Here is a 15,501-nt window from a genome sequence, read left to right on the forward strand (position 1 = left end):
GGTTCAAATCCTGCCCCCGCAACCAAAATCCCTTAAAAACAATCCAAAATCTTAGCCCGACGCAGTTATGCGTGCGGGAATTTGTGCTTGGAAATAAGCCAAAGCATACGCAGCAATGCAGGGGGCAAAACAAGACGCTCCAAAGCCGGATCAGAGTGGGCCAGAAGCAGCAAGATTAAGGTCAGGACGTCGGTCTTACCCCGGTTCAGGCCTTATATTACGCGACCTTCCCGATCAGCGCCCGCAGTACCTTGGCAGTCTCCAGCCGTTCCTCGGAGCAATTAAAAACCCATGTTCTGCCCCCCTCCGAGCGTCAATGCAGGAAAGTCCGTCATAATGGGCGTAACCAAGAGGTCAGTCTGAAAGAACAAGGATCTATTCCCAATCATATCCGACCGCCATTTTTTGCTAATTTTCATCATAGAAAAGATCGAAGCAAAAGCTTTATATTTTGGCCCGAATCGAATAAGTTAAAAAAATATGAAGTATTAACTTGTATAAAAATTGATGTTTCAAAAAATTAGAAATCATAAGATTTTAAAAGAAATAAAATGAAAAAAACAATTGTTATTTCTTGGATATTTTATTTTCTCTCTTTTTAGAAAACCTAATTTCTACGACTTTATGGCAAAACATAGAAAATTTATTCTTCTGTTTTCCTGAAAAAAAACTTGAATTACTGCTCTGGGGGTGTTTGTTTTTTCCTCTCATGGCAGCTGCCCCATAAAGTGACGGGTAATTGCAGTGAAACAGTTCACAGAGCCAGAGCGTGAACGCTTTCCTATTGCGCTCCATGGCTGATAATTGAGGATGGACACGCAATGGCGACTTACAACGTTACTTCGGGGCAGGTAGTCTCAAATGCTCTCGTATATGGAGATGTCGAAACCGTCTCAAGCGGCGGTGCTACACAGGATCAGACCAACAACGGTCAACGGTTTGTTCTTTCCGGTGGTATCGTTCGCAATGGTGTAGTTGACAGTTCGGGTAAGGATTACATTTCTGCTGGAGGTTCTTCTTTCCAGGGTGTCATCCAGAGTGGCGGCATTCGCTTTTTATCCTCTGGCGCAACCGCTAATAATCCATTTATCGCTGGTGGGGGCACTGTTAGCGCTGCCAGTGGCGCGACTGTTTTAGCAGCTTACGCTTTTAACAGCGGCGTATTGAGTGCCGCTTCTGGTGCCGTCATTAGCGGTGCAACCATCACGACTGGTGGGTCAATTACTGCGAATTCAGGTACCATTCTAACGGGTGCGATCACAAACGGCGCCAGTATCTCTGGTGGTATTCTATCGGGCGCAGGCACAACCGAGATCACATCTTCTGGTGCAGTAATTGCCAATCAGACCATTGGAAGCGGTGCCTCCGCAACACTTCTTGCCAATACAAGCGCAGGAAGAAATCTGGTCATAAGTGGAGGAACTTTCGACTTATATACAAACAATACATCAAATACGACTATTGTTGGGACAGGCGGTAAGTTCATTCTGGAATCTGGTGTAACTTTCACTGCCACCAGCGGAAATTATGCAACGAGCGGAAATACAATCACTGTTAACTCAGGAGCAGTGCTATCCGCCTCGCGCGTCTCTTCCGGAGGAGTGATCAACGTTCAGGGGGGCGTTGTATCAAGCACGGTAGTCGATGGTGGAACATTAAATGTTTACACCGTGTCTAACGGGACAAACAATACAACATTCACGTCAAATGGCGGCATTGTTAACCTTGAAGCAGGGTTTAACGATACCAGAGCTTGGACTGTTTCTAAGAACGTTACGTTCAATGTTTTAAGTGGTGCCGCAATCTCTACGCCTACAGTTCAGAACGACGGCACTCTGGATGTCCTTTCTAACGGTAAGATAACCGGAACGGCTACGGTCTCGTCCGGTGGCACGGTGGTTCTGAACGGCACCGCGGGTAGTGGCACGATCTCTCTGTCTGGCGACGGCGCACATCTGGTCGTCAGCGGCACAACGATGCCAACAAATACTATTTCCGGCTGGTCGCCCAATGATACAATTGAACTGGCTTCTATTCCGCAGGCGAGTGTTACCAGTGTCACCACGACATCCAGCGGCATCACATTCTACACCGCGAATGGTAATTACGTACTGAACGTGCCGGGTGCCAACTCCTACGGCTATACTCTGTCATCCGACAACAACGGCGGTCTGGTTTATACGACTTGCTTCGCTGAGGGCACCTTGATCACGACGCCGGACGGTGAAGCGACTGTCGAGACGCTTGTGCCAGGCACGCTGGTAATGACGCCAAAAGGAGCAATGCCGGTCAAATGGCTGGGCCATCGTTCGATCACGGTCTCCAGTCAGCCTGTTCCTGAAGAAAACTGGCTGGTCCGCATCTGTGAGGGTGCCCTTGCCGAAGGTGTGCCGTCCCGTGACCTTCTCGTGACGCAAGAGCACTGCATGGTCTTTGATGGGAAGCTTGTTCCTGCCCGTATGCTGGTCAACGGAGAATCAATCCTGATTGATCGTACAATCAGTAGCTATACTTACTATCATGTTGAGCTGGAGAGCCATGAGGCGGTCTGGGCTGAAAATGCGCTGACAGAAAGTTATCTGGACACGGGCAATCGCAGCCAGTTCGATAATCACACCGTGACAGCTATTTTTGGTGGTTCGAAAGCTGGTGGTTCAAAAACACTTCCGCTTGAGACCTCCCGTGCGTTTGTTGAACCGATTTATGCCGCTATTGCTGCTCGCGCTGGTAGCGTCACACGTCAGGACGAACTGACCAATGATCCGGATCTGCATCTGGTAACGAACTCAGGTCAGGTCATTCGCCCACTTCGTCAGGCAAACGACCGCGTTATGTTTATGATTCCTGCAAATGTCGCGGCAGTGAGTCTGGTCTCACGGGCTAGCCGTCCAAGTGACACAATCGGGCCGTTTGTGGATGATCGCCGTGATCTTGGTGTTCTTGTGGGAGATGTCTCGTTCCTGACGGCCGGTCAGACAATTAGCCTGACAACACATTTGTCTCAGGCTGATCTGTCAGGGTGGCACGGTCTGGAGTCCTCCTCGTCTCGTTGGACGAATGGTAATGCTGCCCTGCTGTTAGAGACAGAAAGCGCGTCTGGCACAGAGGCAGGCATTCTTTCCATTCAGGTGGTATCCAGCGGGCCTTATCTGGTGGACGTTCCTGCCACCCGTGGCGATCTGCGTCATTTCGGATAACAGTCTTTGAATGATGATGGGGGAGCTTTTGCTTCCCCATTATTTTTTTAGAAAACACATTTTATGATCAGACCGAGGAATGCGATTGTCCCGACGAAATCAGGCGTCACCTCGTTTCTGGCTGTTGTAGCATAGAGTGTTAAAATAAATTCCGGTCCAGATGAATGCTGTAACGGATTATATCGCCTTCAAATTTGTTGTGATGTTTTAACATTCTGTTATGACAGAATGGCTTCAGCATAACAGACCAGGAAGGTAAAACGCTCGTTATGCGTTTACGTCAGATCGAAGTTTTCTACGCGATCATGTCCACGGGCTCTCTGCGCCGTGCTGCTGAGGTCCTGCATGTCTCCCAGCCAGCAGCCAGCAAGGTGCTGCGCTATGCGGAGCAGTCTTTAGGGTTTGCGCTGTTCGAGCGTACCGGGGGCAGGCTGGTGCCCACGCGGGAAGCACGGATCATGCTGCCGCATGTGAATACGATTTTTGAAAAAATTTCTGATCTCAAAAGATTAACGGAAAACCTGCGTTATGCGCGGGATGGGCACGCCATCAGCATCGGTTGTGTGCCCAGTCTGGGGCTGAGCGTGGTGCCACGGGTTATCCAGCGCTATCACGCGGCACATCCGGGAAACGAGCTGACAATCGATACGCTGCACGGGCCGGAAATTGTCGCGCGCATTCTCAATCATGATCTTGATTTGGGGATTGTGTTTGGGACGTATGAAAAGCAGGGACTCACGGCTAGCCATATTGCCGATGTCCCTTTGGTGCTGATTGACCAGGAGACCGTTACAGGCCCGGTCGCGCTGGAAGACATTAATCCGGCCCGCTATATTGGCCTGAGTGAGAATGATCCTACCGCCCGCCTGCTGGATATGGTGTGGGAAGAAGCGGACCTCTCGACTGTGCCGGTTGTGCGGGTGCGCACACATTATATGGCGGCGGAACTGGTCCGCCTTGGCGGCGGCTGCGCTATTGTAGATGGGCTGACGGCTTTGCATCATCCGGGGTTGCCCCCACCGCTTCCGCTCAAGCCCCCTCTGGGCATTGCCTGCACGGTTCTCTTCCGTGCTGATTACGCACTTTCACATATTTCCCGTGATATTCTGGAACTCCTTAAAGAGGAGATTCAAAAAGACCTTGCGGGCCTGCCCGCCCTGTAACAGCGCAGGCGCTCCTTAACCATTGGCTAATGGTTCATGACATTTTTGACATAGACAGAGTGTGCTTTTCTTCTGATCATTCCGACATCGTATTTACGTGGTGATCCGGTCGGGAAGGAAAGCAGATGATGCGTCGATCAGGGATTTATAGAAAAAGACTGCTTTTTTTAGGGATTTCCGCTTTCTGCTATGGCTGGACGACTGAGGCCAACGCCCAGATCATTTCCCTGCCGGGCACAACCACCGGGAAAGCGATTACCAACAAGACATCCAAAAAATCCGATGTGACATCCAAATCCAACGGAAAGGATGAAGCAATCACGGTGGTCGGCACGCATCTGGGTGCGGTCGAAACGGCGGAAATTCAGCCGGTTACCGTTATCACGAGTGAGCAGATCCAGCAGTCTTCTTCCATGACGACGGGGGATGTGTTTGCTCACATTCCGTCCATGGGGTTTTCAGGCAACACGTATTCCAATGCTGGTGGCTCCTGTCTGAACATCCGTAGCCTTGGTACAGCCCGTACTCTGGTGCTGGTTGATGGTCATCGCATGGTCAATGGTAATGGCGCGGTCGATTGCCCGGATGTGAACAGCATTGTTCCCGCCATGATTGACCGTATTGAAATCCTGAAAGATGGCTCTTCAACCACTTATGGATCTGACGCGATTGCAGGTGTCGTCAATATTATTCTGAAGAAGAATTTTACCGGAACAACCCTGACCGCAAACGGCGGCATTAGTGAATATGGGGACGATCAGACGGCCGCGCTCACCGCAGCGCATGGCTTCAACTTCATGCATGATCGGGGCAATTTTACGATTGCCGGGTCCTATAACTATCAGGCTCCCATGGCGGCGGACCAGCGCAAGTGGGCCATGCAGGAAGCGAAGGTTAATAACCCGCCAGGGCAGGAGCAGTATTATGGGTCACAATATGGTGCCCAGCCTGTTTATGCAGCCCTCAATGGCGGTGCGCCGCTAACGCCGTCCAGTGACGGTGTTGCGCAATCTGTCATTTCCGACGGGCATGGTGGTTACAGACCCTATAAATGGAGTGATAATTATGATTACTCCAAAGATAACCAGATTATAGCAGAGCAGCAGGTCGGGTCTCTGGCATCGACAGGCCATTTTGACGTCAATAGCAACCTGCAACTCTATATGACGGCAAACTACAGCCACACACATACGGTGAGCGCAGGCACACCTATGTATATTGCGACACCGGCCACCACGCTGACAGGCAACTCTGGCGCAATGGTTGTGCCCGCCGGTGAACCGGGCAATCCTTTTGGCTCAGACGTCGCACTGAACCAGCGTATGTTCGGGATTGGCCGTGAATATGACTATGAAAATATTGATTACTATCAGCTGACAGGCGGTGCACGGGGCACGTTGCCGCACACCGGCGGCTGGACGTATGACTTCTTCTTCTCTTACGGAAAAACCACGACGTCTGATAAAGGGACGGGGCGCGTCAACTGGCGCAATATGGAAAATGCACTTGGTTTTCAGCAAACCGGGGGCGCTGGTTCAACCGAGGGATATTACGACCCCAATCTCTGTGCAAATACGTCCGGTTGCGCGCCGTATAACCCGTTTACAGGCAGCATGTCTCGTGCTGCGGCAAACTATATAGGGTTTGACGACGTTTATCCGTCCGCTCAGGAAATGCGGGACGTTCAGTTTACCGTTGCCAATAAGCATCTGGCCCGTCTGCCGTATGGCCCTCTGGGAATTGCTCTGGGTGTGGAACATCGGAGTCTGGATGGCTACTGGTATTCTTCCTGGCAGGATAAAGCAGGTTTGAACTCGAACCAGGTTCGGGGTGATACTGGCGGCGGCTATAACGTGACGGAAGTTTTTGGGGAATTGAGTATTCCGCTGTTGCGGAATCTGCCTGCCGCTAAAGCTCTGAATGCTGAAGTTTCCGGACGGTTTTCAAACTACAACACATTCGGACAAGCCTATAACTGGCATGCTGGCCTGATTTATGCGCCAACGGATGATATTAAATTCCGGGTCAATATCGCAACAGGCTTCCGGGCTCCGACCATTCAGGACCTGTACAAATCAAAAATCATCAGCCTGACGGGTACGCGTGATCCGTGCGCCTATATCTCGACCTATCCCGGCGCTGTTCAGGGGGTAATGTCGGATAACTGCCGTGCGCAGGGGATCAACCCAAACACGTTCAAGCAGACAAACGGTTCTCTGAAATATGAAACAGGTGGAAATGCTAGTCTGAAACCTGAAATTTCCAGAACCTATACAATTGGTTCTATCCTTACGCCACGTTTCATTCCGGGCCTTACCGCAACAGTTGATTACTTCCATACGCATATCACGGAGACAATCGGCTATCCCTCACTCTCCACAGAACTGAACGGATGTTATGAAAGCACCGGCCTTTCAAGCAGCTATTGCTCCATTCTGAATGGCCGTGACGTGAATGGTCAACTCTATCCGGTTGCGCGTTTGCATGAAAATACCGGCGCATTTATCGAAGACGGTCTTGATATCAATGCGTCCTATCAGGTGCCGATTGACTACAACAACGGCCTCTCTTTCGGTGCCGATATTCAGGATATCATGTCCTATAAATCGCAAAGTCAGGATGGGGAGGCTCTTATTTCCTATCTGAGTACGGATGCGGGTGTGCCCAAATGGGTTGCCAATGGAACAGCTACCTTTACCCACGGGCCGTGGAGCTTCACCTACATGGTCCGGTTTATTGATGGGTTTACCTATTATCCAAGCTCATCTTATGGCCCGACTGTGTCTGAGTGGTGGAAAACTAATCAGGCCTGGTATCATGATGTGATGATGACCTATCACGGAGACATGTATAGTGTCACAGCGGGTGTGAAAAACCTTGCTGGTCGGGATCCGAATTTCTACGCGAACGGGGATTATAATACGTCACCGGGCATGTATGACTATGCTGGCCGCTATATTTATCTGAAAGCACAGGTCCATTTCTAGGCCAGATAACGGGGTGGGGGCGGTGCAGAACCCGCCTCCTTCCCGCATTGTCTCTATTGATATCCTGCGCAGTATCACCGTGGCTTTTATGATTCTTGTCAATAATCCCGGAGATTGGAATAAGGTCTGGTCTCCTCTGGAACATGCTGCGTGGAATGGCTGCACGCCTGCGGATCTTGTTTTTCCGTTCTTCCTGTTGCTTTATGGCTTGTACCGTAAAAAAATCCTTCTAAGGCTTTAGTTTTCTATGTTTCATTCACAGGTATTTCCCTCTATGCGACAGCACCCCACGAGAATGAAACAGCGTGCAGGCATTGCCATGCAGTGCGGCACGCTGGCTGGGCTGTTGATGGCGCTTAGTGGCACATCAGTTCAGGCAGCAACGCCGTCTCTGCCTGATGGTCTGACAGAGCAGAAGATTGATGATGTTGTTACCAAAGCGCAGAAGGCTTTTGATGTGCCGGGTATCGCCGTTGGTGTGATCCATGATGGAAAAATCGTTTTTGCTAAAGGCTATGGGCGCCGGGAGGATAATGAAAAAAGCGGGAAGGTCGATCCCAATACCCTTTTCGCTATTGGCTCCAACAGTAAGGAATTTACGACCACCGCTCTGGCAACCCTTGTGGATGAGGGGAAGCTGAAATGGACCGACCGCGTCATTGATGTCATGCCCGAGTTCAGGGTTTCTGACCCGTGGATTACGCGTGAGTTCCGTGTGAGTGACCTGCTGACCCATCATAGCGGCATGGGGCTGGGAGCGGGAGATATGATGCTGTTCTCCCATAGCACCTTCACGCGTAAGGATGTTCTGGCCGCACTTCCTTATATGCCGTTTACGGGCCGGTTCCGGGCGGACTATGCCTATAACAATCTGCTCTATGTGGTGGCCGGAGCGCTTGTCGAAAAAATCTCCGGCCAGACATGGGAACATTACGTCCAGACACATCTGATTGATGCGGCAGGTCTCCCGGCGTGCCAGAGTACATTCCCGGTCAAGGGGCAGACGGATGTTGCCGCAGGGCAGGGGAGTGATGGCGTTCTGCCGGACCGTGCCACGCTGGAACCGGTTGCCGTGGCGCCGGCGGGTGGTGTGTGGTGCAGCGTAAACGGCATGAACCGCTGGGTACAGACGCTTCTGAACGGCGGCAAGACCGTGGAGGGGCGCAAAATTATCAGCCTCGCCCAGCGTGATGCCCTGTGGGCGCCTTCAGCACTCATTCCGGTGCCTGACAGCGGGAGCAAAACGCAAAGCCACTTCCGTGCTTACGGTTATGGCTGGTTTATGGAAGATTTTTACGGCCTCAAACGCGTGTGGCACACAGGGACTATCAGCGGCATGGTCAGCTATGTCTCCATGCTCCCAGAGAAGAATACCGGGCTGGTCGTCCTCACCAATCATTATGCTAACTCCGCAACCGCTGCCATTGCCGTCACCATGAGTTCCTTCATCGCCACCGGCAAAAGTGCAGACTGGGTCGCATACTGGCAGGATGAGACTAAAAAGGCGCAGGCCAAGGCGGAAAAAGAAGCGTCCACCACCGGGCCGGGGTCACCCGCGCGGCCCTTTATCGCTCTGCCGGTGTCTGATCTGAAAGACTATGTCGGCCTTTATCACGACTCATGGCGCGGCGATATCCGCCTCTCACTGCAAGGCAAGGATCTGGTCATGACGTTTGGGAAGGCCGATGGTCTGGCCGGCACCCTGTCCGCCCTGCCGCATGATCTGTTTGTGGCAAAGTGGCAGAACCGGGCTGAGGATGCGGAGGACGACAGCTACGTGCAGTTTGAGCGCAATACTTCCGGCAAGGTCACGGGGTTCCATATGCAGGTGGTCGGCTCTGATTTCAGCTTTGACGCGCAGGATCTGCATCCGCTCAAGGTTTCCGATCAATGACAGTTCGGCTCCCGGCTTTTTCCCGCAGGGGTTTTTTGCAGGGATCTTCTCTTCTGCTTGCACAGGCAGGCCTGTCAGCCTGCCAGACGCCATCGCGTGAGGCTGACAGATTTGCAAAAGCGGATGCACTGATCGAGAAGGCAATTAGCAAAGGCGAGTGCCCCGGCGCGTTATGGGGTGTGGGTCAGCAGGGGCGGCTGATTCACCGTGGCGTCTTTGGTGCGCGCAGCCTTGTGCCAACGCGTGAGGCCATGACGTGGGACACCGTGTTCGACATGGCCTCCCTCACCAAACCAATGATCACCGCGCTGGCTGTCATGCAGCTTGTGGAAAAAGGTCTGGTGGATGTGGATGCACCTGTAGCCCGTTACCTTCCGCAATTTGCTGCGGCTGGGAAAGCGCAGATTACAGTGCGGTTGCTGCTCACGCATTTTTCCGGCCTGCAACCCGATCTGCCCCGCACGCCGGACTGGTGGGGGAAAGCCGCCGCAACAGACCGTATCATGCAGGCCGTTCCCAAAATTGCGCCGGGCAGCGGCTTTATTTACAGTGATCTTAATTTTATCACTCTCGGGCTTCTGGTTGAAAAACTGACAGGGCAGACACTGGATGGGTATGCGCAGAACGCTATCCTCACCCCGCTTGGCATGACGCAATCAGGCTTTGTGCCGCCCCCATCCGAACAGGCACGTATTGCGCCCACGCAGTATGATGAACACGGCACGATGTTGCGCGGTGTGGTGCATGACCCCACGGCGCGCCGTATGAACGGCGTTGCGGGGAATGCGGGCCTGTTTTCTACGGCGGAAGATGTGGCCCGTTATGCGCAGGCTTTGCTGAACAAACGGGCGGGACGGCCCAGCGTATTTCCTCTCAGCCGCGCAACGCTGTTGACCATGACAATACCCCAGCAGCCGGCAGGCCAGAAGAGCCTGCGTGGTTTTGGGTGGGATATTGCGTCTCCCTATGCCTCTCCCAGAGGAGAGCGGCTGTCCCATCATTCCTTCGGCCATACCGGGTTTACAGGCACGTCGCTGTGGATTGATCCTGATAACGATTGCTATGTTTTTATTCTGACCAACCGTGTCCACCCTAATGGAGGGCATAGTGTAGTGCATTTACGGCATGATGTAGCAACGGCAGTCGGGGAGGCTCTAAGGCTGCCGTTAACCGTGCCGTAAGCAAAAGTGCTTCGTCGCAGGGTTAACCTCAGGTTAAGGGTGGCGGGCATTTTTTAAATGGCATGCAGGGGGATCTGTTTTTAGATTTTCTACTGAGAAGATCCCGGAACATGGCATGCGCATGTTTGAGCGGGCTCGTCATGATCATAAGGGGGCGATGGTTCTTATGCCTGCAAAGCGGACAATCACGGTAGTGGGTGGAGGCGTTATTGGCCTGACAACCGCATATGCGCTCATCCAGGCCGGACACAGTGTGACGCTGGTGGAGCGGGAGGATCAGGTTGGTGAGCAGGCAAGCTTTGGCAATGGCGGCCAGCTAAGCTACCGCTATGTGCGGCCATTGGCGGATGCCGGGATTCCGCTGGAAGCGCTCTCATGGATGCTGCAGGCCGACTCTCCCATTTCCCTCAGGCTCCGGCTGAACTGGCAACAGTGGCGGTGGCTGACAGATTTTCTGCTGGCCTGCAATGCCAGAACCAACCAAGCCAACGCCGCCCGGCTTTTAAAGCTCGCCTTGCAGGGGCAACAGGCTCTCAACCTGTGGCGAGAGGATGGGCTGGCGGACTTTTTGTGGCGGAAGCCCGGTAAGCTGGTTGTGTATCGGAACGCACACAAATTTTCCAAAGCCGCCAAATCTGTCAGTAACCCGCAGCAGGAACAGGTTCTGACCCCGGCGGAGTGTGCGCAGGTAGAACCTGCTTTTGCAGGTCTTGCACCCACACTGGCAGGCGGTATTTTTTCTCCTGATGATGAAGTGGCGGATTGCTATCTGTTCTGTCAGGCTCTTCTTAAATCCCTCAAACAGAGCAAAGATTTTCAGATTGTAAAAGGCGATGTCGCTCTGGAGGAAGATCAGGATGCGCGGTGCCGGGTGCGGATCAATGGGGCAGTGTGGCAGACGGACCTTGTGGTTCTGGCGGCAGGGTTGGCTTCTCGCGCGCTGATGCAGCCACTGGGTCAAAGACTGCCTCTTTACGGGCTGAAGGGATACAGCCTGACGGTGGAGGCAGATCCGGCCGTGCTGCCTGATGTGAGTGTCACGGATTATGATAACCGCGTTGTGTATGCCCGTCTGGGCGATCGGCTCCGTATTGCCGCCATGGTCGATATTGGTGCGCTGAATGCCTCGGCTGATCCGCGCCGGATAGCCTCGCTGAAACATCTGGCGGAGGAAACGCTACCGGCCGCCGGGCCTTATGCGTCCGCCGCCACCTGGGCGGGGATGCGGCCCGCCACGCCCACCGGGGTACCTTTGGTGGAGCGGACGCAATGGCGTAACCTGCTGCTCAATGTTGGCCATGGGGCTTTGGGGTTCACGCTTTCCGGCGGCTCCGCCCTGACCATTCGGGACCTTGTTGAAGAGATGCAGCCGTAAAATGAGACACTCCTCCCTTCTCACCCGTCGCCACGTTCTGCTGGGGGGTGTTGCCGCCGGTTTGGCAGGACTGACCGCTTCCCGCGCTCTGGCCCGGCAGGGGGCCTCTTCCAGCCTGATGGGGCTGGAGGGGCTGGATGCACCGGTCGAGGTGCTGGAGGACCAGTGGGGCGTGCCGCATGTGCGGGCGGCTTCCGTGCCGGATGCGTTTTTTGCAAATGGCTATCTGATTGCGCGAGACCGGCTGTGGCAGCTCGATTTTGAGTATCGCCGGGCATTGGGCAGACTGGCGGAAGTGTATGGGCCTGACTGCGTGCCGTCTGACACGGCAAGCAGGCTTTTCTTGTTCCGGGGCGATGCACAGGCAGAGTTTGCGGCGCTGCCGCCCGCCGTGCAGGCCTGCGCCCGCGCCTATGTGGCGGCCATCAACGCCTATCTTGCCCGCATCAACACGGGTGAAGAAAAACTTCCTTCAGAATTCGATATTTTTTCATACCATCCTCTTGCGTGGGATGTTCTGGATCTGGTGCGTATCCGGGCGGAAGCAACAGGGAACACCAAAGCCGAAATCCGCCGTGCCCAACTGGCGGCGCAGGACGCGCTGGCCTATGACGCGCTGATCCAGCCTCTGCGCCCCGCCCATACGCTCAGGGTGCCGGATGGGCTGGATGTGCATGCTGTCACAGAGCAGGATCTGGGCCTTTTTGGTGTTTTGCAGGATGGCTCCTCTCTTTCCGGCCTGCATGCGGTGCCATCCCCCAGTGAGGGCGACCATCGACGCGCCAATGAAGGTAGTAACGCGTGGGTCATTGCACCCACGCGCACGGCCACCGGTCGCCCCATTCTGGCGAATGACCCGCATCTCAGTTTTGGCTCACCGGGGCCACGGCATGTCATCCATCTGACAGCACCGGGGCTGGATGTAATTGGCGGTGGGGCACCGGGTATGCCGGGCGTCATGCAGGGGCATAACGCGCATTTTGCTTTTGGGCGCACCAATTTTCATATCGATCAGGAAGATCTGTTTATCCTGCGCACGCATCCCGACCATCCTGACCGCTATTTTCATAACGGGTACTGGGTGGAGATGGAGCATGAGGAGATCTCCATTGCTGTGCGTGGCGGCCCTGCGCAAAGCGTTACCTTGCGCTATGCGGCACAGGGGCCGGTTGTCTCTGCCGATCCTGCGCGGAACAGGGCTGTGGCAGTTTCCGCCACATGGCTCTATCCGGGCGCGAATGGCATGCTGGCTAATATCGGCATCAATCTTGCCAGCGACTGGGACAGTTTCCGTAAAGCCCTCAAACTCCATACCAGTCCAACAAATTTCACATACGCCGATACAGCGGGGAATATTGGCTGGCAGGCTGCGGGCGGTCTGCCGGAACGTCGCAACGGCTATGATGGATTGCTGCCAGCCCCGGGGGATGGGCGGTATGACTGGAAGGGTCTCCAGCCGCTGGATGCGCTTCCCAACAGCTTCAATCCCGCCCGTGGCTGGTTTGGCACCTCCAACGAACTCAATCTGCCAGCGGACTACCCTTACGAGGAACGCTGCGTCAGTTACGAATGGAAAGACCCTTACCGTTACCAGCGTGTTGCAGAAGTCCTTCAGGCCTCTCCTCATGCTACAGTAGCGGATAGTGTGGCCTTGCAGCATGATACGCTCTCTCATCTGGCTTTGTCCGTGGTGCAACTGCTGCCGGAAGTGCCTGCGCCTATACAGGCAGAAGCCGCGTTGCTGCGCCAATGGAATGGGCACGTAGAGGCCACAAGTGCTGGCGCTGCGTTGTATGAGGTGTGGTGGACCCGCCTGAATACCCTGTTCTATCAAGCGCTGGTGCCGGAAAACCTGCGTTCTCTTCTGCCACAACCGCTTAACGCGTCTGTTCTGCTGGCACTCCTGCAAAAGCCCGATAGCCGATTGGGCTCGACGCCGGAGGCACAGCGTGATGCTCTGCTGGTCAAAGCGTTTCAGCAGGCCGTGGAAGAGTTGCGCGACCGTCTGGGGCCGGTGGCCGCCGCATGGCAGTGGGGCACCCTGCATACCGTGCAGCTTCGTCACCCGCTGCATGGTGTGAAAGCTGTAGCAGAAGCGTTTCTGCCCATAGGGGGAGAAACGGCCCGGAGTGGGGGAGACCCTTACACGGTCATGGCGCGCTGGTATAATCCGGATTTGTCAGAAAAAGCGCTTGCGCAGGGCCATAACCCGTATGCTGTAACAGGCGGGGCCAGTTATCTGATGGTGTGTGATGTCGGGGCGTGGGACAACTCACGGTTCCTTAACTTCCCCGGCCAGTCCGCCTTGCCGGACAGCGGGCATTATGCGGATGTCCTGCAACTCTGGCTCAAGGGCGCTATGCAGCTTCTTCCATTCTCTGCAAAAGCCGTTCAAGCCGCAGCCAGACATCATGCCGTCTTGTATCCAAAAGGAAAAACGCTATGAAATTTAAAGTCTGTTCCGTTCTGGCTCTGGCGTTTTTCAGCACAACCGCTTTGGCGCAAACCGCGACTGATAAAAAGATGGATGCCGTGTTAACGCACGGTGAAAGCCAGCCTCTGGCGGCACTCGCTGCCGTCAAGCTGGACAATGGTCAGCCTGTTTACCAGTATTATGGCGGGTTTGCGCGGCGTGATGGCGCTCAAACTGTTCCGGTTAGGCAAGAAACGCTCTTCCGTATTGCGTCCATCTCCAAGGTGGTGACCACTATCGGACTGATGGAACTGGTTGAACAGGGCAAGATCAATCTCGATCATGATATCTCGGAGTATCTCGGCTTTCCGCTGCGCAATCCGGATTTCCCCACAACGCCCATTACCGTGCGGATGCTTTTAAACCATACCTCCACCATTCGGGATGGTGATGTGTATGTTTTGCCGCCCGGCAAGACGGTTCGTGATTTTTTTGATGAGAGCCATAAACCTGGAAGTCAGGACTATCATTTCTCTTTTCATGATGGCCACGCACCCGGAACATATTTTACCTATTGTAACCTGTGCTACGGGCTGGTTGGCACCATCATCGAGCGGGTCAGCGGGGAGCGGTTTGACCACTACCAGAAACACCATGTTCTGGAACCGCTGAAAGTTGACGGTGGCTATAATGTCGCGGAGCTTGAGCATCCGGAGCGTCTGGCCACGCTTTATCAGCATTTACCCTCTGAGTATGAAGCCGCAGTTGATAGCCAGCCTCTTAAAGGCTGGAGCAAAGAGGCTTTAGCGTCCTACAAAATTGGCAGCAATGGCAGCGTGTTTTCTCCACAGGGCGGGCTGCGTATTTCTCTGCAGGGTCTCACACGTCTGGCGCAATTTATGATCCAGCGCGGCACGCTTGACGGTGTCAGGCTTCTGGCTCCCCAGAGCATTGAGGCGATGGAAACACCCACATGGACATTTAATGGCAAGAATGGCGTTTGCCCTTACCCGCTCAGCGCTTATGGCCTAAGCCTGTTTACGCTGACAGGCACAAAAGACACCAACGGAAAACCTGCCATTCCCTATATCGGGTATCAGGGCGGCTTGCGTGGCCATCTGGGTGATGCGTACGGACTGCATTCCGGCTTCTGGTATAATCCCCAAAACGGAGAGGCCTATCTGTTTGCGGCGGATGGCTACCCTGATTATGAGCAGGAGAAGACCGGACAGTATTCTTCTTTCTCCAGAGTAGAAGAAGAAATTTTCACAACTCTGGCGGGAAAATAATT

General features: G+C 54.0%; 8 protein-coding genes. All 8 read left to right on the forward strand.

What is annotated here, in order from left to right; genetic code table 11:
• Nucleotides 1–821 precede the first annotated feature (821 nt).
• The 8 genes from AD928_RS04675 to AD928_RS04715 all read left to right on the forward strand — a co-directional run bounded on the left by AD928_RS04675 (nucleotide 822) and on the right by AD928_RS04715 (nucleotide 15,499).
• The gene (locus AD928_RS04675) at nucleotides 822–3,197 is read left to right on the forward strand and encodes a Hint domain-containing protein (protein ID WP_233419948.1); all 2,376 of its coding nucleotides are present in this window, start codon (nucleotides 822–824) and stop codon (nucleotides 3,195–3,197) included.
• 269 nt (nucleotides 3,198–3,466) lie between these two features.
• On the forward strand, nucleotides 3,467–4,360 hold the full coding sequence (locus AD928_RS04680) for a LysR family transcriptional regulator (RefSeq protein ID WP_062248661.1): 894 nt from the start codon (nucleotides 3,467–3,469) through the stop codon (nucleotides 4,358–4,360).
• A gap of 125 nt (nucleotides 4,361–4,485) precedes the next feature.
• Entirely contained in the window at nucleotides 4,486–7,347 is a 2,862-nt protein-coding gene (locus AD928_RS04685; protein WP_062248662.1) for a TonB-dependent receptor domain-containing protein, read from the forward strand.
• 295 nt (nucleotides 7,348–7,642) lie between these two features.
• Nucleotides 7,643–9,241 (forward strand): serine hydrolase, encoded by a 1,599-nt coding sequence (locus AD928_RS04695; protein ID WP_233419949.1) that lies wholly within the window; start codon nucleotides 7,643–7,645, stop codon nucleotides 9,239–9,241.
• A complete protein-coding gene (locus tag AD928_RS04700; protein WP_062248666.1) occupies nucleotides 9,238–10,422 on the forward strand; it encodes a serine hydrolase domain-containing protein in 1,185 nt (394 codons plus the stop codon). The genes AD928_RS04695 and AD928_RS04700 overlap by 4 nt, the downstream gene beginning before the upstream one ends.
• Before the next feature lie 166 nt (nucleotides 10,423–10,588).
• Nucleotides 10,589–11,797, forward strand: coding sequence for an FAD-dependent oxidoreductase (locus tag AD928_RS04705; RefSeq protein ID WP_062248695.1), 1,209 nt, complete (start codon nucleotides 10,589–10,591; stop codon nucleotides 11,795–11,797).
• A gap of 1 nt (nucleotide 11,798) precedes the next feature.
• On the forward strand, nucleotides 11,799–14,243 hold the full coding sequence (locus AD928_RS04710; protein WP_082779745.1) for a penicillin acylase family protein: 2,445 nt from the start codon (nucleotides 11,799–11,801) through the stop codon (nucleotides 14,241–14,243).
• Nucleotides 14,240–15,499: a serine hydrolase domain-containing protein gene (locus AD928_RS04715; protein ID WP_062248668.1), complete on the forward strand. Its 1,260-nt coding sequence runs from the start codon at nucleotides 14,240–14,242 to the stop codon at nucleotides 15,497–15,499. The genes AD928_RS04710 and AD928_RS04715 overlap by 4 nt, the downstream gene beginning before the upstream one ends.
• Nucleotides 15,500–15,501 lie beyond the last annotated feature (2 nt).

It is taken from the genome of Acetobacter cerevisiae (assembly GCF_001580535.1).
GTDB lineage: Bacteria > Pseudomonadota > Alphaproteobacteria > Acetobacterales > Acetobacteraceae > Acetobacter > Acetobacter cerevisiae.